Source organism: Lactococcus sp. UBA7128, assembly GCF_002492185.1.
GTDB classification, from domain to species: Bacteria; Bacillota; Bacilli; order Lactobacillales; family Streptococcaceae; genus Lactococcus; species Lactococcus muris.
Window position 1 is genome coordinate 55049 of record NZ_DKXK01000049.1, and the last position, 17461, is coordinate 72509.

Here is a 17461-nt window from a genome sequence, read left to right on the forward strand (position 1 = left end):
TTTAGACAACTCCTGTTGGTTTTACTCTGAGAATAAAGCCTCGGTAGAAGACGATAAGGAGGTAAAGAATCATTATCGTAATCGTAGAAACTTTGGAAATGTTGGCAACTGTTTTTTCTGAAAGTTTGATGTTATATTTTGCTCCCAAATTCTGTAGGGCTGGGAGGAAAAAAATGATAAAGGGCTGCAGATAACGACCAGAGAGTTCATCAAATGCCGAAAGCGTCCTCTGTCCAATATAGATTCCTGCAAATATCCCTACCCAGTTGATGAAATAAGTCATACCAGAAACCCAAGTCGTCCATTTGGAATAAACCTGTCTAAACTCTCCCATGGCTACCCAACAGAATAAAAGAATCCAGATAATGTTGAAAAAGTCTGGAAGATTCATTGGGGTAATCATCCACATTCTGCGCGCATTGGTTCCCATTGTTGCAAAGTTGAGATAGTTATTAAAAAAGACTTTTGTAAAATGAACTAAGCCAAATTTTTCATTAAAAACGACAAGAGTCCCAACAATCAAGAGAGTAACTATAAAGGACGAAACCCATTTTGTTGCGCTCTTCATCTTTTTGAGGTATGCAACTATAGGTCTGTAAAACATGGGGAGACCGACTAGAGCAAAAAGTGAGAAAACATAATTCTTCTTTGCGAAAAAGAGGAGCAAAATTGTGGTTAAGGTATAAAGACGCTGTTTTCTGCTTAATTCTTTGAAGCTCTTGATTTGAGTCAATTCTAAGAAATTGAGCGCAAACATCGCAAAGACGATAAAGCTAAAGATATCATAGCTTGGGCTGGCAATTTTCATAAGGTAAGGAACCGTGAAAAGCATGACCATAAGCCATTTCCCTTGCTTACTTTTTTGGATGATAAAATAAAAACAGAGGGCGAAAAAGAGAAGATTAGCCAATCTGCCCCCATAATCCATCACTCCGATACTCGGATAAATCAATCGCGCAATGAGTACACCTACCGAAGCTGGAAGGTGCATAAGATTGATAGGAACAAAGCTATTCCCATTACTCGTTAAATTAAAACGAATACCGTCATTCCCCAAGTCAACTTTTTTGAAAATGGTATCCTTGATGCTGATATCTGCTGTACTTCCTGTAACCCCTCCAATAGCCTCATTCTCCATCACACGGAGGCTTGGCTTAGACATCACTTCGGGATGAGTAGATGAAAACTGACTATAGGCATAACTAAGATGATAGCCTTCATCTCCTGTTGACAGCGGCGGAGTAAGAAAGGTAGCCAATACACCAAAAATGAGCACAACTATGATAAAGAATTTTTCTGCTGGGAGTTTTAATTTTTTATTTTTAGCTATGTTCATTTTTTCTCCTTATAACCTTTTTTTCAGCTTGGCGAGCAATGAGTAGATATAGTTTATTCTTCTGTATGGAAAAGCTTTTAATAAGGCTTCTTGTTTTCCTTCAAGGTCAGTAATAGGCTGATATTCTTCAATAAGCTGCGCGTGATATTCTTGACTTAAAATTCTGTTTAGATTTGCCAATTGATGCTGCTTTCCTATTCCTGAGTAGTAATCTTCAAACTTAAAGTCTCCTCCGACAAGTCGATCTGATAGATTCATGTGGAGGTTGGGAATACCAAAACTATCCGCCACGATCAAACCGTGAAGAGACGAGGAAAAAATAAGCTTACACGATGTAATATCGGTAATGACGGCTTGCGGTGCCCGCAAAACATCAATAATTTTAAATCTTGAGTCTGCTGCTAACTTTTTAATGAGTGGTTGATCAGCTTCCTCGAAGTGAGGGATGATACCTATTTTATCTTCCTTGACCTGGCTTTCTTCATACACTTTATTTACAAGAATTCCCGGATCGCCTAGAGGAAGTGGTGGAAGCTTCAAGTCCTGTTGTGTCAACTTACCGCGTACTGCATGAAATTTTAACTTTGAAAAATTTAGCGATGAAAACTCATGCAAAGGATAGGTTTCCTTGATGGAGCCTACTCTTGCTTGAAGCGGATAGATTGTACCACTTCCCCAAATGTGCATTTTTTTTGTTGGGCGGTTGTGCTCTAAATCAAGCAAAATGTGTAGCAGACTGCCCACAGAAATCATATCAGCCTTCTTAATATCTGATTCGTAGACGATTTCAATGTAGGAGAATAAATTTTGGATAATTTCAGGACCAAGTTCGTCACCAAAATTTGGTTTTCCGCCTGGAGCTTTCCATGAATAAAGTTTGATTTTCTTTTTTGGTATCATTTGATTTCTTTTAAAAGTCCGTAAGTTCGCTTGTCTGAAGAATCTCTGTAAACAAAACTGAGCATTGGTGAAGCAGTGAGAAGTTCAGTTTCAATAAAACCATCCTCTGCTACGCGTTGCTTCATCCGTATCGTTGCCACTAAACCAAACTCTGTATTGTGGAAGTTCCTCATTGGGATTTCAATAGTATTTACAGTATGAATGGGTAACGAACCACTGTCATAAACAATGCCGCCACGTGTCACATCATGAAGACTATAGGAAATAAATAGGTCCGACCTATCAAGGGTTTTATCGTAAAGGTCAACATTTAAATTTGCTGTAAAAAACTCATCCGGTTTTGAAAGGGAGAGGGCTGAGGTGGGTTCAATTGTAATTTTTGCGGCCGCTTCTTCTACATCGCCACCCTTCAAGTTATTTCTTGCGAGATTATCTTCAGAATATTTATTGGTAATGTCTTGGATATTTCCTTTTTCAACAACACCTTCTTTAATATAAATGGCTTTGTTACAATATTTCTGAACAGCATTCATATCATGTGTCACTAAAATTGTTGTCTTTCCTGAGGCTTTACGCTCCAAGAAATAGTCGTTACATTTGCGTTGAAAAGCCTCGTCACCAACAGCAAGGACTTCATCAAGAACAAGGACATCACCTTTAGCTTTTATAGCAACTGAAAAAGCCAAACGTACCTGCATCCCACTCGAATAGTTCTTTAGCTTTTGATTCATGAACTCATGAAGTTCTGAAAATTCAACAATATCATCGTACATATGGTCGATTTCTTCTGTTGAAAAGCCAAGCATTGCACCGTTCAGATAAACATTTTCTTTACCCGTAAGTTCAGGATTAAAACCAACACCCAGCTCTATAAAACTGACCAGTTTTCCATTAACAGTTACACTCCCTTTCTCTGGGGTGTATATTTGGGAAATGATTTTTAAAAGCGTCGATTTTCCCGAACCATTACGACCAACAATGCCAAAAAAGTCGCCTTTTTCGACGGTAAAGTCGATGTCTTTAAGCACGTGCTGTTCTTTGTAACCCTTAATGCCCCGCATACGGTTCACCAAGGTGGTACGGAGACTCGTACTTGCTTCTGTTGGGAGGCGGAAGTATTTACTTACATGATCTATTTTTACTGCTACTTCTGACATTTTTTCCTCCTTAAACTATTTCTGCAAATTTATTGGCGTTTTTATTAAATACCCATAATCCTAAGCCAAAGATAAGTACAGAAAGAACATAGGGAATGGCAATTACTAGGGGATTATCCCATAGTTGCCACAAGGTAGGATTCGTATTGTTACTAAAGGTCAAGACATAGCGCATGTCTTGAATAATTTGTGCCATTGGGTTGAGCATTTGAATCTTTGCCACATCCAGATGATTCGTTGAAATTTGTGTAATAGGATAAATAATTGGTGTACCATAAAAACCAGCTTGCATGATGACTTCCCAGATGGGTCCTAAATCTCTAAAATAGACAAAGAATGTCGAAAGCATAAAGGAAATCCCTGTGGTAAAGAGTACAAGCTGAAATAAAAGAGGTACAACAAAAATGACTGTCCATGACATCTGTACACCATTAATCAAAGCAAATATGGTAACCACAGCAAGTGAAATCATTAAATTAATGAAAGCATTTATTACTACTGAAAAAACGATAACAGATTTTGAAAAGTTGATTTTCCTGAGCATGTCACCACGACTAACGATGGAAAGCATTCCCACCCCCGTTGTTTCACCAAAGAAACTCCAGATTGTAATCCCCAAAAGCAGTGCTACTGCAAAATGAGGGGTCCCTTCCCCAAAACGCATAAAACGCACGAAGACTAAATACATAATCAAAAAGAGCATGACAGGTTTGAGTATAGACCATAAGTAACCAATAGCACTTCCTTGATAGCGCAGTTTAAAGTCGGTTTTAATCAGTTCTTTGAGTAGAATTTGATTTCTACGGCTGAAGAAATTCATTTGTTTTTTCCTTTGTATGCAAATTTTGTGAGGATGAGTGTACGGAAAATTTTAGTGTGATATCCCTTGTTTTTCCGTATGTCATATTGATAAAGCGTTTGACGTCGCTTTTCTTTTGGCATGTCCAATAATTTAACGTAAGCTTGGATTAGCTCTCTATTGTGTACTGACATATGGGCTAATTGCTCTTTTAAGAGTTTCTGTGCCTGTTTTTGACTTGATTCGATAAGCCACCAATATTTTTCAAACCAAAGATTAGGATGCAACCACTTTTTCATGCGTTTCGTCCATGTCCTTGCACCCAGAACATTCGCATCATGTTGACGATAAAGATGAGTTGGTTGATCAATATAAACCAGTTTACCAATAGCCGTTGCAAGAAGCGCCAAATACCAATCGTGCATGATGACATCATCGGTAGTTTTCCACTCTTCTGCTAGAGCATGGTTAATCATACTGGCTCCACCTGTAACCGTGTTCTCAGTAAGTTCCTGGACCAATTGTGTATTCGCATGATCAGATTGACTACGAATCATGCTTTCTGATAAGACCGTCAAATCTTTGTCGACGACTTTGAGGTCGGTGTAATACATGGTCGGTATACTGTTGTCATGATTTTCTGCTTCTCGCAAAATAATTTCTAATTTGTTAGGCAGCCAGTAATCATCCTGATCAGCAAAAAAATAAAAATCTGCAGTATCAGCTTTTACCAATTCATAGAAGGATTGAATGACACCGACATTTTGAGCTTTGAGTACTTGGATACGGCTATCTTCACTGGCAATACGATCAATAATTTGAACGGTAGTGTCTCTTGACCCATCGTCACGGATGATGAGCGTCCAGTCTTGAAAGGTTTGTTTTTGAATGCTTTCGATTTGCTCTGCAACAAACTTTTCACCGTTGTAAGTTGACATTAAAATATTAACTTTGGGCATGTTGAAAGGTCTCTTTCAGTCACTTATTTTATAAATAAAGTTTCATACTGGGCACAAATGTGATCCCAAGTGTACTTTTCTTCAATAATGGATCTCGCTCTGTATTTCAAACGTTGACGCGCTTCAGAGGACATCAGCTCAACCTCTGACAAAACGGTTAGTAAATTTTCCTTGTCAAAATAGAGGACAGCATCCTCTGCAGTTGTTCGATTAAAATTCACCCCAAGAACGATATTTACTGGTGTTGACCACATGGCTTCCAGAAGCCCTGGATTGGTTCCACCAACTTCGTGACCATGTAAATAAGCAAAGGCCTGCTCACGAATATAACGCAATTCATTTTGATCATAAACAGTGCCAACGAATTTAATTCTCGGATCTTTGTCAAACCCCGTTTGAGCACGAAGTTCCTCATAGTAAGGATTTCCTTCGTAATTCGTAATAATGACTAAATCTCGCGTGGTCTTACTTTCCATAAAATTGCGAATCAGCAATTCGTAATTATTTTCAGGCACAAAGCGCCCCACAATCAAATAATAATCACTGACCCCATATTTTAGCAGAGTTTTAGATTCTGTCAAATCTGATTTGAATTTTTCCGTTCCATAAGCAATAACATCACTATTTACTTGCCCATATTCTGCACGTAGATAGTCAAGAATCCCTTGATTATCACTAATAATCAAGTCTGCATGACGGACCATTTTTCTCTCGGCAAATTTAAGATATTTACGCACCGGCGCAGACCACTTTGTTCGGCGCCATTCAAGACCATCTGGATTAACAAAAAGCTTACCGCCTATGCCATGTATTTTTCTGGCATAAGTTCCGATAACTCCACCAATAGTGTTACCTAAAATGTAGAAAATAGGTTTTTCTATTCCCTCTTGTTTAATGATTTCAAGAGATTTTCTTATAGCTAGAATATCATATGCAATAACACGAGCAGCACCTATATTAGGCACATCAATCACAAAGCAATCGGCCCCTAAATAATCAAAATGTCCATCAGAAAGACTCGTCAAATCCGAATTCTCGCTTTGACAAGCTACATGATATTTAATGTTTTCATTTTTTTTATGTTTGACGAGCTCTTCCACAAAAGTTTCAAAACCGCCATATTTTGCAGGAAGTCCACGACTCCCTATGATAAAAATGTGTTTTATCATAATATTGATAGCCTCTCAAAACGAGAATTCTGCCGTTTCCGACAGAATAGCGCTTTATTTCTTATTAATATCTCCTTTTACACCTGTTTTATCTGGGCGTAAATCACCTTTCGCAAGCATCTGAGCTAAAGCTTCTTGCCATGTTGGAATGTCAAAGCCCGTCGCTTTTGTTTTCTCTAGGCTCATTGTCGAATTAAAAGGACGTTTGGCTTTTGCTGGGAAAGCACTTGAATCAACAGGTATTACCTTTGTATCTGTATCCTTCAAGATTTCTGATGCAAAGTCAAACCAAGTGACATCCTCACCTGCTGCGGCATCGTTTGTCAGGTGGTAGTAACCCAAGTTGACATCATTGTCAACCAAGTAAACCATAAACTCTGCCAGAGTACGCGTCCATGTAGGACGACCATGTTGATCGTTTACTACTGTCAAAGTATCGTGTGTTTTCGCCAAGTTCTGCATTGTGAAAACGAAATTATGGCCATAGTTACCAAAAACCCAAGCTGTACGTATCGTATAGAATTTCACACCAGATTCTTCCACGGCGCGTTCACCTAAACGTTTCGTACGCCCATATTCCGATTGAGGATCAGTTGGATCATCAACCTCCCATTCTTGACCAACTGGTAAATCACCATTGAAGACATAGTCTGTTGAAACATAGACAAGTGTCGCTCCAACACGAGCGGCTGCCTCAGCCACATGACGTGTACCGTCAACATTGATTTTTTCATTCAGTGCCTTGCTCTCATCCTCAGCTTTATCTACAGCAGTGTATGCAGCACAATGGTAAACCAATTCTGGCTTGTTTTCATCAAAGAAAGCATCAACTGCAGCTTTATCTGTAATGTCAAGCTCGTTGACATCTGCCGCAACATATTTCACATCACGTTCATCTAGAAGATGGCGCAGCTCTGTACCAAGTTGGCCATTTCCACCAGTAATTAAAATCATATCTATTCCTTTATCTTAGAGAACTTGTTGGCTTTCAGCATATTTCGCTTCTACTGCAGCTTTATCTGCCTTCCACCAGTCTTGGTTTTCTGTATACCAATCAATTGTGGCTTTTAAGCCTGATTCAAAGTCAGTATGTTTAGGTTCCCAACCAAGTTCTGTGCGAAGTTTTGTGTTGTCAATAGCATAACGTAAATCATGACCTGCACGGTCAGTTACACGATCATAGGCGTCAGGTGCCTGTCCCATTTCTGTTAAGATTTCTTCCAAAACTTCTTTATTGCTTCTCTCACCATCAGCTCCGATAAGGTAGGTTTCACCCATACGCCCTTTAGTCAAAATTGCCCAAACGCCTGAAGAATGGTCTTCTGTGTGAATCCAGTCACGCACATTTTTACCATCACCATAAAGTTTTGGTTTGATGCCTGACAAGATATTTGTGATTTGGCGGGGAATGAACTTTTCAATGTGTTGGTAAGGCCCATAGTTATTTGAACAGTTTGAAATTGTAGCCTTCAATCCAAATGAACGTACCCAAGCGCGAACAATCAAATCAGATGCGGCTTTTGTTGATGAATAAGGACTTGAAGGATTGTATGGTGTTTTATCGGTGAATTTCTCACCTTCTCCTTCTCCATGACCTGGCAAATCTTCACGGTAAGGCAAATCACCATAAACTTCATCTGTTGACACATGGTGAAAACGCAAATCGTATTTACGTGCCGCTTGAATCAGTGTATAGGTTCCGATAAAGTTGGTATGGATAAATTCATCTTGTGACTTAAGCGAGTTATCATTATGGCTTTCTGCCGCATAATGCACGATAGCATCTGCCTTAGAAGCAACTTGATCCACAATCTCTGGATCGGCGATGTCGCCAACTACAAGTTCGACACGATCTCCAAGAATCATGTCGATATTGGCACGATTTCCTGCATAGGTTAATTTATCCAAAACAGTGATATGTACGTCTGGATGATTGTTATAAACGTAGTGTACGAAATTTGAACCGATGAATCCAGCACCACCAGTGACTACGATGTTTTTAAATTCAGTCATTGTTTTTCCCTAATTATATTTAATAAAGTTTTGCTGTAAACGATAATGTTAGATGTTTTCTATCAAGAGAACACTTTTTATCCCTTCCAAAGAAGAACTTTCTGTCCTCCTCTTTTTCACAAGCAATCAAACTCCTAAACCTCTGCTTGACACTCACTCTAACCGAGTAAATCTGCTGTCAACGGTTTTACATCTGCAAGCATAGGATGATGTTTATCCGCTTCACTCACTTCAGCGTTCTCAAGGTCTTCCCACTCGATACCTAGAGTTGGATCCGCATAGTTTACAAAAGCATATTTTGGCTTAAGTTCCAAAGCCCAGTAGTCATTCACTAAATAAGAGTAAGAAACTGCGTCACTTAAAACTTGGAAACCATTAGCAACGCCACGTGGTACAAAAATGCCCTTACTGGCATCAATCACCGTTTGATAGACATGCCCAAAGCTGTCACCTTCACGAAGGTCTACCCATGAGCCCAACACACGTCCACCATCTGCTACAGATATATACTTATCCCAAGGTTCTGCGTGCAAACCACGAAGGACATTCTTACGTGAGAAAGAAACATTATTTTGTAATTTTCCTTCTGCGAAGAATTTTTCTGGGAAACCTAGAGGCAACATTTTTTCTTTTTGAAAGTTTTCTTTAAACCAGCCACGATTATCCCCATGCACAGGAATGTCAAATTCTAACATGCCTGGGATTGCATCGATTTTACGTGCTGCGAGTTCTTTTCCGAAAAAGTTCTCTGCCATTTTATTTATCACCTACCAATTTAAGCAAATACTTGCCATATGCATTTTTCTTCAGAGGTTGTGCAAGTTCACGCACAGCCTCTCCTGAAATGTAGCCCATACGCCATGCAATTTCTTCAAGGTTGGCAACCATGACATTTTGCATACGTTGAACTGTTTCAATATATTGCGCTGCTTCGAGCAAGCTTTCGTGCGTACCTGTATCAAGCCATGCAAAACCACGTCCCATAAGTTCTACAGAAAGATCCCCTCGTTCGAGATAAGCTTTGTTCACATCTGTAATTTCTAGCTCGCCACGTGGTGAAGGCTTGATGCTTTTAGCAATCTCTACGACATCATTATCGTAGAAGTAGAGGCCTGTTACAGCGTAGTCAGATTTTGGTACTTCTGGCTTTTCTTCAATCGAAACAGCATTCATGTCTTTGTCAAATTCTACAACACCGAAACGCTCTGGATCAGGCACTTGATAGCCAAACACCGTTGCTCCTTTTTCTTTAGCTGCAGCTGCTTGAAGCAGCTTAGACATGCCTGGTCCGTGATAAATATTGTCTCCCAAGATAAGAGCAACAGAATCATCTCCAATAAATTCCTCACCAATGAGGAAGGCTTGAGCCAAACCATCTGGACTTGGCTGAACAGCATACTGTAGATTAAGACCGAATTCAGAACCATCTTGCAAGAGTTCTTGGAAACGCGGTGTATCTTCTGGTGTGGAGATAATCAAAATATCTTTGATTCCAGCCAGCATCAGTGTAGATAATGGATAATAAATCATTGGTTTGTCATAGACGGGCATCAGTTGTTTACTTGCTGCACGCGTCAATGGATACAAGCGCGTCCCCGAACCGCCTGCTAAAATAATCCCTTTCATGAGTCACCTCACTTTTTTCTATAGTTAATCAGCATAATTATAGCATATTTTTATTCACATTTCACCTCAACTCTTTATTGCATAAAAGAAAAAGGCTAGACCTATCTTCTCTAGACCTTTTATTTGTAATTCAGCTTGATTACAACTTTTTAAAAATAAAGCTTGAACTTTTCAAGAGCAGATACTGGGCAACCGGTGCAACAAGGAGAAAAGGTAAAAGTAGAAGTAAATGCCCAAGACTTGGCCAAGCCAAGTTGAGAAAGTCCGATCCTACAAGGAGAGCAATCAAAAAAGAGAGCTGTGTAAGCGTGAAAATCCATAAGCGATAGCGTTTGATTGGCCAAAATATTCTATGCTGCATCAAAATATAATTCCAAGCAGAAAAGAGTACTGTCATCATCGCAAGTTCCGACTGCGAAATCCCAATGGAAGCACCAATTCCTCCAATAAGTGTTGCTCCAACAGCGATACTTAATCCAACAGGAAAGGAGCGTTCAAATAAAAGTCGTAAAAAACTTCCGCGTACCTGTGAAAAATCTGATTCAAAACTAAGGAAAAATGACGGAATACCCACAAAAAAGGCTGTCAAAACCGTCAATTGGATAGGCTCAAAAGGATATATATTCCCCACAAACAAGGTCAAAACTGTCAATGCAATTGAAAACATCATGCGCACCATTAACAAAGAACCCGTCCGAGTCAAGTTATTAATCACACGCCGTCCTTCGTTGACAATATAGGGCATGGCTGAAAAATTATTATCCATAAGTATCAGATTAGCCGTTTGTTTAGCCGCTTCACTTCCCTCACACATAGCAATTGAACAATCCGCCTCCTTAAAAGCCAAAATGTCGTTAACGCCGTCACCGGTCATTGCTACCGTATGCCCTTTTTGTTTAAGAATTTGTACCATTCTTTTCTTCTGCTGAGGCGACACGCGCCCAAAGACCTGAGCGTTCTCCACTGCATATTCTAATTCTTCATCTGTCTTCACTTGGCTTACATCAACATACTTCTCTGCATCCGCTAAAGAGACTGACTTAGCGATGGCAGAGACCGTTACTGGATCATCACCTGAAATGATTTTACATTCTACTCCTTGCTTTTTAAAATACGCCAACGTCTGCTTGGCGTCATCACGTAATATATCAGAAATGACTATCAGTGCTTGAGCATGCAAATCTTCTGGGAGGAAATTTGTCTCTATTGGCTCTTTTGACTGAGCCAAAGCCAAAACACGATAGCCTTTCTCGGCATATTTTTGTGCCTCGCTTTGCAAACGAGAATTTCCTTGAGGAAATAAAAATTGCCAGGCCCCCAGATAATAGGTTGCCTCTGTAAACTCAACAGCACTGTATTTCCTTTCCGATGAAAAAGGAAGGACATGCAAGGCTTTAAGCTCCTTTGAGGGAGCGAAATGTTTTCTCAAAGCCTGAGCTGTAGCATTTTTATCTGGGAGATTTTCTAGTAAATTTCCAACAACAGGATTCAGATATTCTATAGGCTGTTCTGCCAGCCCCTCAACATGCTCAACCCGCATTTCACCTGTCGTGATTGTCCCCGTTTTATCTAGGCAAAGAACATCTACACGCGCCAGTGCATCAATCGTATGCAGTTCCTGAACCAGTACTTTTTGTTTCACTAAATTAATGACTCCTAAAGTCAAAGCCATGCTGGTCAAAAGAATCAGTCCCTGTGGAAACATGCCTTCTAAGGCGGCAACTGTTCCTAGTACAGCTTGTTTATGCCCCGTACCCACAACATAAAACAGCTTCAGGTAAAGCAAAATCCCCAGAGGTATCATGATAAAACTAACGATGCGTACTACTTTGGCTAAACTGTCACGCAACATGCGCTTTTGCTTCTTTATTTTTTTTGCTTCATGAGACAGTTGATGAATATAGTTGTCTTTCCCCACATGAATAACACGTGCAACCGCTGTTCCACTTGTCACAAAACTTCCTGAAAAAAGTTCCGCACCTTCTTTTTTAGTCAAAGCATCCGCCTCACCCGTTAGTAAAGCCTCATTCACTTCAAGCTGTCCCTCTATAATCTGACTGTCACAGGGAATTTGATCCCCCAAACCCAGAAGGATAATGTCACCAAGTACCAATTCTTCTTGTTTTAGCTCTATCTGTTTCCCTTGACGAAAAAGCTTTACCTTGCTTGTATTTAACAGAGAAAGCTTATCCAACAAGCGACGAGCCTTGATTTCCTGATGAAGACCAATCCCTGCATTGACTGCAACAACAATGATAAAAAGCGCATTTCGATAAGAACCTACAGAAAGGACTAAAACAAAAAGAACTATGTTAATTGTATTAAAAAAGGTCAGCAAATTACTGGCAAAAATTTGACCATATGTTTTGCTGCTTTCATTTTTTGCAACGTTGATTTGTCCTGCTTCTAAACGTTTCTCGACTTCTTCTTGAGTCAAGCCTTCATATTTAAATGACATAAGTTCTCTCCTCACTCTAAATTTATCCTAACACAGATAGGAAAGCAAATATCTTACATTATTGAAATATAAAAACTCGCCACATCACGGCGAGGTTCCTCTGCTTATTTTGTTGGGCGTGCCATAGATGATTGAACGTTAAATCTGCGTTGAATAAGAAAACGAATTCCCATCACAGCTGCTCCAAGAACGATTGTAACATAAGGCGTAAGAACGATATTGATCGACTTAGGGAGTAAAGCGACTAAAACAGATACACCTGCCCAAGCCACCATTGCCAAAGCAAGCATCGCAAAGCCCTTCCCTTTTTTCTGTGCTCTTTGCGCACTGTAAAAGTACTTATACATCCAGTACATCACCAAACCGGCCAAAGCAGATGAGGCAAGCGTTGTTAGAACCCCATAGACACTGGCTTGAGGTTGAAAGAGCCCCATAAGCCCCATCACAACTGAAATTACTCCAAAGAAAAGGAGAGCACTATCTAGCCACATCAAGAAAGGAGATTCGTTTTTCTCTTTTTCCTGATGCTCCGCCTTGTCTTCAATTTTATATTGTGTTGCAAATTCTACAGGCGCGCCCAACAGTTTACGGGCAAGAATTCCTTCTTTTTGGCCTTCAATAATTTTGGGCAAGATTTCATTAAGGATTTCTTTAATTTCCTCATCTGACTTTCCCAGAAGCATCAGTTGTTTTGTGACACTGTGTACATATTCGCTATTTTTTGCAGTGAGTTGCTCGATTAGATTTTCCATACCTCCTATTATATAAAAAAATTAGCGAAATTTGGAAATAAAACTTGATTTTTTTAATAAAAAAATGTTATACTAATCTGGTATGTTATTTTGAGGGTTTCTGTAAGAATTATATTTCAGATCTGAATTTTTAGAGATGCTCTTTAAAAAAAGCATGAAATTTTTAAGGAGGAATCAAATCATGTCAAAAGAATGTTATTTTACTGGTCGTAAGACTGTATCAAGTAATAACCGTTCACATGCGATGAACCAGACTAAACGTGTAGTTAAACCAAATCTTCAAAAAGTTCAAATTCTTGAAAACGGTGAACTCAAAACTGTATGGGCTTCAGCTAAGGCGTTGAAAAAATTGCCTGCAGGCGTTGAGCGTGTATAAGTCGTTTAGATAAATAAAGCCAGTAAATAGGATATTTACTGGTCTTTTTTATTCTGTAAAAAGCTATAAGCGGTAACTGAGCGTTGAACAAATGCAAAAGAGAGGCGAATAAAAAGCGCTCGACTTCAGACTGCCTCCCTTTCTGATTTATATATGCTTTTTTAGAGACTTAAGCTATTTTCTTAAAGTTGGATAGTGTATAGTCTCTTTCCTGACACCTTACCAAGGTTGGCTTGTTGGTCCAACTGTAAACTCACTAATGTTCACATCTTCAGGTTGTTCAAGTGCAAAAGCAACGATACGAGCAATTGCATCAGGGCTAATACCGTGCTTTTCATACAGAGCAGCCATGCCCTCTGATGTCCCTTTATCTGTGATTGTATTGAGCAGCTCCGTGTTGATTGCTGCTGGATAAATGGTTGCCGTACGGATATTAGTGCCTTCCATTGCTGATTCCATGCGCAAGACCTCCATTAATTCACGGACTGCCCATTTTGTTGCACCGTATACACCACTATTAGGATAAGCTTTCAGACCAGCCACTGAACTTGTTGTGATAATATGACCTGATTTTTGTTTGACAAACTCGGGCATAACTGCTGCGATTCCATTGAGTACGCCTTTGAGATTGATGTCGACCATGCTGTTCCACTCGTTGACCTTAAGTGCTGAAAGTGGACTACTAGGCATGATACCTGCATTGAGGAAAATCGCATCAACCTTGCCGTACTTTTCTTTTGCAAAAGCAACGAGTGCAGCATTTTCCTCTGCAGAAGTAACATCGGTAACCTTGTAGTCAACTGAAGCACTTTGCCCTGTCAGTTTTTCTTTTAGCATTGCCAGACGATCTTCACGTCGTGCAGCAAGTACTAAACTTGCTCCTTTTTCTGCAAGAAGTTTCGCTGTAGCCTCACCAATTCCACTTGAAGCTCCAGTAATGATGACAACTTTATCTTTAAGTGAGTTAGACATTTGATTCTCCTTTTCTTAATTTATACATCCATTATAAACCTTGAAGTGAACTCCAAGTCAAGAAAAAGGTTATCAGCAACGAAAAAGTTCTAGCGATACCGCTAGAACTCCTGATTTTCAAGATTTTCTTCAATTGTGTTCATGACTTCATCATAATGTTCCAATTTATAAATCAAATAGTTGTACGCACGCTGTTTTTCCTCAATCTCCAGCTTAAGTTGAGCCGCTTGTTGTCGGAGGATTTCTTTACGTATTTCAACATCACCATTTTCAATGACTAATTTCATGTAGCGTGTCAGTGGTTCTATTTTCACCCCTGCATCACGCATATGCTTCACAAACTGTAAGGCTTGGATGTCACGGTCTGTAAAATGACGTAAACCATTTTCTTTACGCGCAATTTTTGGAATTAATCCAATTTTCTCATAATATCTGATGTTATCTGCTTTAATACCTGATAACTCGGCAGCTTTCTTTATATTCATAATCTTTTAATGCTCTTTGTGAAATAACTATATATTATGCCTCTATTATAGCATTTTTAGTATCTTTACTTCTACATCAAATAAAGTTTACTGAACGTATCATTACACCTAATGACGGACGCTGCGTTTTCCATTTGCTCTTTTTACACATAACTTCATCTCAATAACAATTAACCAAAGTAGAATAAAATAATTTATGAACAGCCCCTGTTAAAAGTTACGCGCTGGTTTTTGTCTTATTCTAATCCTGTTCAATTATTTTTTATATCTTTTGAAGGAATAAATTAAAAAGCACTTATGATAGAGATAAAAAAGGCCTTGTTTCAAGCAAGACCTATCTGGCCAAATAAAAGCTGGCAGCAATGCTATATTCTAAGAAGCTTTACTCTAAAGTCCGGCGGTTCTTATTTTTACGGTTTTTCAACCAAAAACATCTCACAAGTCCTAAGAGCTTGTACTGCCTCCCCTAAAGCTAGGCAGAAAACTCTCACGCTAGAGGTGCCTTCTCTCGTGTACAGTCTCTAAAATCCGGAAGTCCATGCACCGTCTTGGTCGCGGAGGATGAGATTAGCTGTTTGTAAAACTCCCGAATCCGTAATAGGGCTATTAGTAGCAATAATAAATGAACCTGCTACACCTACTCCAGGTATTATAACCCATGGATGAGTGGAGCTGAATAGTGTACGAAGCTGCCAGAGAGCGCTTCTTGAAGCCATGGTTGGAAAAGCCTTCCCCGGTCCCGAAAGATGATTGACTTCTGCTACAGAAAGGGCAAAGGCCTTCTTCTCGCCGTTAGGGTCAACTTCCGCAAAGTCATTTTTCAAAGCAGCCGTAAAGGCTGGATGTTCAAAGTCTAAAATAAAGGCTCGAGGTGTTCCTACAATTGGTATGGCTGCACTTACAGAATTTCCGTTGGGCGTTATCCATGAAGAGTCATTAATCATCGCATCTGGTCCTGTCCCTGTAAACTCTTTTTGCACAGGTTGAACTTGACGGCGAACAACACTCGGCAGATTATCATGCCAGTTTTTCATATTATTATCTAAAGTTGAACCATTATAGCTGTCTACACCCGCATTGGTATTCCATGCACTATTAATTTGATGAGCTGTTGTCATGACCAGATGATTTCCATCCCCCTTATTCTCAAGATAGCGGTATTGCGTGCCACGCATAGAGAAAATCTGTCCCGGCTCCATCTCACCAAGGATAGGTAAGCCATTACGCACTTCATCCACTAACTGCTTGGCAAGGTCACTGTGGTTTTCTGGGGCTTCCTCCCAAAGGGCAGACACATCACCATCTGTGTTGGCGACCATATTGGCAACGGCCTTAATCCCGTAATAATAATCTCCCCGAATCCCGCTCGTAGAAAAATTAGCCTGATCGAGGAGGAAAGAGGTCGCTTCCTCTGGGAAGAGCAGATTGGCCCAGTAAGCCCAACCTGTCTGGGGATCCACCACCCAGAAGTTCCCCACACGATCTTGCACTGGCAGGGCATTCCACTGGCTGAGCAACATGACCGGCTGGTCTTGGATGACGGTCTGGCAAGCCGTGTGTGTCCCGTCTTCTGTATCGGGCGGTGTCCCTAAAATCGAAGTAGCTGTGCTGCCGTTGGTCCAGTAGCCATCTGTCCCGTTTCCGGGATGAGTGACCCCTGTGGCATCTGCTCCGGCATTGGTTCCATCAGGACTGGCTGAAGTATCGGCCTCTTCTCCCGACTGGGTCCAGTCACGTCCGTCGCCTGCAGCAGCTGTCTTGTGGTTATCGCGGGCACGGTTAAAGGTCGGCATGAAGTAAGGAGCATTCAGCTGACCTGAGCCGTCTGTGGCTGCGCGGGGATTCCAACCGACGGTCCAGCGGGCACGGGCGTTGAAGACGGCACCCGGTCCGACACGTTGGCCGACTGTGTTGCCTGAGGCTTCCGGTGTCCAAGGGGTCCATGTGCCCGTGTCTTCCTTGATGGGTTGGACTGCGTTGCCCTCTGCCACCTCTTGTGGGTCAGCTTGGACTAAGGACTCGCCATTGATTTCCATGTATTCGAGGAGCTTAACGCGCACCAAGATAGGCGCATCGCCAAAGTTCTCCGCAAAGACATCCTTGTTGCCTGAGGCCCGGTCAAAGTAGTCGTGCAAGCGGCCGACTTCTTCAAAGTTAATATTGCCACTGCGGTCATTGATGGCCCTCTGTGTGAAGGAGAACCATGCGAAGGTGCCTGAGATGAGCAGCAGGACCGACAATATGGCTAAAAGGATTCCTAGTTTTTTCCTGTTTGTTGAGTGCATGTCACACTTCCTCTTTTCTTTTTATGTTCTAAGGGTTAATATGATATTCTTATGCATTTTAGTGCATGATAGGCTAGCGCACGGCAAAAAACGTCCCAGTCATCCGGAACGTTTTGGTGCATACGAAAAAGAAGGGGAATCTACCGCCTGTTTGTTGTGTTGTGTTGTGTTGTG

The 17461-nt window shown here is 40.6% G+C and carries 16 protein-coding genes; 1 reads left to right on the forward strand and 15 read right to left on the reverse strand.

Annotated elements, in window-relative coordinates:
- Position 1 precedes the first annotated feature (1 nt).
- The 12 genes from B4H39_RS05960 to B4H39_RS06015 form a co-directional block, all read right to left on the reverse strand.
- Complete coding sequence (locus tag B4H39_RS05960) at positions 2 to 1336, reverse strand: DUF2142 domain-containing protein (RefSeq protein ID WP_251420329.1); 1335 nt, start codon at positions 1334 to 1336, stop codon at positions 2 to 4.
- Positions 1337 to 1345: 9 nt separating this feature from the next.
- A complete protein-coding gene (locus B4H39_RS05965) occupies positions 1346 to 2236 on the reverse strand; it encodes a polysaccharide pyruvyl transferase family protein (RefSeq protein ID WP_251420332.1) in 891 nt (296 codons plus the stop codon).
- Positions 2233 to 3393 carry an ABC transporter ATP-binding protein gene (locus B4H39_RS05970; RefSeq protein WP_202229670.1) on the reverse strand — a complete coding sequence of 387 codons (1161 nt, stop codon included), beginning with the start codon at positions 3391 to 3393 and terminating at the stop codon, positions 2233 to 2235. Before B4H39_RS05970 ends, B4H39_RS05965 begins: the two co-directional genes overlap by 4 nt.
- 10 nt (positions 3394 to 3403) lie before the next feature.
- Positions 3404 to 4213: an ABC transporter permease gene (locus B4H39_RS05975; protein ID WP_251420335.1), complete on the reverse strand. Its 810-nt coding sequence runs from the start codon at positions 4211 to 4213 to the stop codon at positions 3404 to 3406.
- Entirely contained in the window at positions 4210 to 5151 is a 942-nt protein-coding gene (locus B4H39_RS05980) for a glycosyltransferase family 2 protein (RefSeq protein ID WP_202229666.1), read from the reverse strand. The genes B4H39_RS05975 and B4H39_RS05980 overlap by 4 nt, the downstream gene beginning before the upstream one ends.
- Before the next feature lie 23 nt (positions 5152 to 5174).
- The gene (gene cps2T, locus B4H39_RS05985; protein ID WP_251420337.1) at positions 5175 to 6320 is read right to left on the reverse strand and encodes a beta 1-4 rhamnosyltransferase Cps2T; all 1146 of its coding nucleotides are present in this window, start codon (positions 6318 to 6320) and stop codon (positions 5175 to 5177) included.
- 54 nt (positions 6321 to 6374) lie between these two features.
- Positions 6375 to 7274 carry a dTDP-4-dehydrorhamnose reductase gene (gene rfbD, locus B4H39_RS05990; protein ID WP_251420340.1) on the reverse strand — a complete coding sequence of 300 codons (900 nt, stop codon included), beginning with the start codon at positions 7272 to 7274 and terminating at the stop codon, positions 6375 to 6377.
- 15 nt (positions 7275 to 7289) lie between these two features.
- Positions 7290 to 8333, reverse strand: coding sequence for a dTDP-glucose 4,6-dehydratase (rfbB, locus tag B4H39_RS05995; protein WP_251420343.1), 1044 nt, complete (start codon positions 8331 to 8333; stop codon positions 7290 to 7292).
- A 158-nt stretch (positions 8334 to 8491) separates the two neighbouring features.
- Positions 8492 to 9088 carry a dTDP-4-dehydrorhamnose 3,5-epimerase family protein gene (locus tag B4H39_RS06000; RefSeq protein WP_251420346.1) on the reverse strand — a complete coding sequence of 199 codons (597 nt, stop codon included), beginning with the start codon at positions 9086 to 9088 and terminating at the stop codon, positions 8492 to 8494.
- A gap of 1 nt (position 9089) precedes the next feature.
- Positions 9090 to 9959 carry a glucose-1-phosphate thymidylyltransferase RfbA gene (rfbA, locus tag B4H39_RS06005; RefSeq protein ID WP_251420349.1) on the reverse strand — a complete coding sequence of 290 codons (870 nt, stop codon included), beginning with the start codon at positions 9957 to 9959 and terminating at the stop codon, positions 9090 to 9092.
- A gap of 139 nt (positions 9960 to 10098) precedes the next feature.
- Positions 10099 to 12417, reverse strand: coding sequence for an HAD-IC family P-type ATPase (locus B4H39_RS06010; RefSeq protein WP_251420350.1), 2319 nt, complete (start codon positions 12415 to 12417; stop codon positions 10099 to 10101).
- Positions 12418 to 12521: 104 nt separating this feature from the next.
- Complete coding sequence (locus B4H39_RS06015; protein WP_202229652.1) at positions 12522 to 13169, reverse strand: DUF1129 domain-containing protein; 648 nt, start codon at positions 13167 to 13169, stop codon at positions 12522 to 12524.
- A gap of 181 nt (positions 13170 to 13350) precedes the next feature.
- On the opposite strand from B4H39_RS06015, the gene rpmB reads away from it, so the two are divergent.
- Complete coding sequence (gene rpmB, locus B4H39_RS06020; RefSeq protein ID WP_003133678.1) at positions 13351 to 13545, forward strand: 50S ribosomal protein L28; 195 nt, start codon at positions 13351 to 13353, stop codon at positions 13543 to 13545.
- 219 nt (positions 13546 to 13764) lie between these two features.
- Here rpmB and B4H39_RS06025 read toward each other — a convergent pair whose 3' ends face one another.
- The 3 genes from B4H39_RS06025 to B4H39_RS06035 form a co-directional block, all read right to left on the reverse strand.
- Positions 13765 to 14517, reverse strand: coding sequence for an SDR family oxidoreductase (locus B4H39_RS06025; protein WP_202229650.1), 753 nt, complete (start codon positions 14515 to 14517; stop codon positions 13765 to 13767).
- Positions 14518 to 14618: 101 nt separating this feature from the next.
- Positions 14619 to 15002: a MerR family transcriptional regulator gene (locus B4H39_RS06030; RefSeq protein ID WP_251420352.1), complete on the reverse strand. Its 384-nt coding sequence runs from the start codon at positions 15000 to 15002 to the stop codon at positions 14619 to 14621.
- 521 nt (positions 15003 to 15523) lie between these two features.
- The gene (locus tag B4H39_RS06035; RefSeq protein WP_251420354.1) at positions 15524 to 17287 is read right to left on the reverse strand and encodes a hypothetical protein; all 1764 of its coding nucleotides are present in this window, start codon (positions 17285 to 17287) and stop codon (positions 15524 to 15526) included.
- Positions 17288 to 17461: the final 174 nt, after the last annotated feature.

What these genes read in the sequence shown, in the direction of transcription:
- B4H39_RS05960 (WP_251420329.1), bottom strand. Translation starts at nt 1,336, where the DNA reads ATGAACATAGCTAAAAATAAAAAATTAAAACTCCCAGCAGAAAAATTC.
- B4H39_RS05965 (WP_251420332.1), bottom strand. Translation starts at nt 2,236, where the DNA reads ATGATACCAAAAAAGAAAATCAAACTTTATTCATGGAAAGCTCCAGGC.
- B4H39_RS05970 (WP_202229670.1), bottom strand. Translation starts at nt 3,393, where the DNA reads ATGTCAGAAGTAGCAGTAAAAATAGATCATGTAAGTAAATACTTCCGC.
- B4H39_RS05975 (WP_251420335.1), bottom strand. Translation starts at nt 4,213, where the DNA reads ATGAATTTCTTCAGCCGTAGAAATCAAATTCTACTCAAAGAACTGATT.
- B4H39_RS05980 (WP_202229666.1), bottom strand. Translation starts at nt 5,151, where the DNA reads ATGCCCAAAGTTAATATTTTAATGTCAACTTACAACGGTGAAAAGTTT.
- cps2T (WP_251420337.1), bottom strand. Translation starts at nt 6,320, where the DNA reads ATGATAAAACACATTTTTATCATAGGGAGTCGTGGACTTCCTGCAAAA.
- rfbD (WP_251420340.1), bottom strand. Translation starts at nt 7,274, where the DNA reads ATGATTTTAATTACTGGTGGAAATGGCCAACTTGGTACAGAGCTGCGC.
- rfbB (WP_251420343.1), bottom strand. Translation starts at nt 8,333, where the DNA reads ATGACTGAATTTAAAAACATCGTAGTCACTGGTGGTGCTGGATTCATC.
- B4H39_RS06000 (WP_251420346.1), bottom strand. Translation starts at nt 9,088, where the DNA reads ATGGCAGAGAACTTTTTCGGAAAAGAACTCGCAGCACGTAAAATCGAT.
- rfbA (WP_251420349.1), bottom strand. Translation starts at nt 9,959, where the DNA reads ATGAAAGGGATTATTTTAGCAGGCGGTTCGGGGACGCGCTTGTATCCA.
- B4H39_RS06010 (WP_251420350.1), bottom strand. Translation starts at nt 12,417, where the DNA reads ATGTCATTTAAATATGAAGGCTTGACTCAAGAAGAAGTCGAGAAACGT.
- B4H39_RS06015 (WP_202229652.1), bottom strand. Translation starts at nt 13,169, where the DNA reads ATGGAAAATCTAATCGAGCAACTCACTGCAAAAAATAGCGAATATGTA.
- rpmB (WP_003133678.1), top strand. Translation starts at nt 13,351, where the DNA reads ATGTCAAAAGAATGTTATTTTACTGGTCGTAAGACTGTATCAAGTAAT.
- B4H39_RS06025 (WP_202229650.1), bottom strand. Translation starts at nt 14,517, where the DNA reads ATGTCTAACTCACTTAAAGATAAAGTTGTCATCATTACTGGAGCTTCA.
- B4H39_RS06030 (WP_251420352.1), bottom strand. Translation starts at nt 15,002, where the DNA reads ATGAATATAAAGAAAGCTGCCGAGTTATCAGGTATTAAAGCAGATAAC.
- B4H39_RS06035 (WP_251420354.1), bottom strand. Translation starts at nt 17,287, where the DNA reads ATGCACTCAACAAACAGGAAAAAACTAGGAATCCTTTTAGCCATATTG.